The sequence below is a fragment of the Dysosmobacter sp. HCP28S3_G4 genome (assembly GCF_052065175.1).
Classification (GTDB): Bacteria; Bacillota; Clostridia; order Oscillospirales; family Oscillospiraceae; genus Oscillibacter.
The window spans coordinates 1-479 of the sequence record NZ_JBQHUP010000121.1; the positions used below are offsets into that span (position 1 = coordinate 1).

Genomic DNA, 479 nt, shown 5'->3' on the forward strand with positions numbered 1-479 from the left:
GGCCCGGCGTAAAATTTTGTGTAAGCGATATTCGACAAAGTCAAGAATGGCACTGGAAAGTAGGGCGGATTCTGGCCTGAATCCCTTGTTTACCGAAAGTCATGGCGGTCAGAACGGTATGCGCGCCGGCACGGCGTGAATGCCGTACTGGCCGCCGTGGCATACTAGGACAAGGGAGTCAGCCTATAGCCCGGTCGGCGAACATGATCTCCAACTGGCTGAGCACCAGATCCCAGTTCTGACATCTGGCGTGCCAGTGCTTCACGATGCGCTGGGAGGCCAGATACAGCATCCGGCGCAGGGAGTCGTCATTCGTGAAGGAGGGTTTATTCTTTGTGATCTGCCGGAACTGGCGATTCAGGCCCTCGATGATGTTCGTCGTGTATATGATTTTCCGAATCTCCACGGGGTATTCAAAGAATGTGCTTAAAACCGGCCAGTTTTCCTCCCAGCTTTTCACGCAGGAGGGGTACTGCTTG

The 479-nt window shown here is 54.3% G+C and carries 1 protein-coding gene; it reads right to left on the reverse strand.

Annotated features, from left to right (window positions below; genetic code table 11):
• Positions 1–178: 178 nt before the first annotated feature.
• Positions 179–479 (reverse strand): transposase (locus ACTNBU_RS12725; RefSeq protein WP_441034465.1); only part of this gene is annotated, 301 nt, incomplete at its 5' end.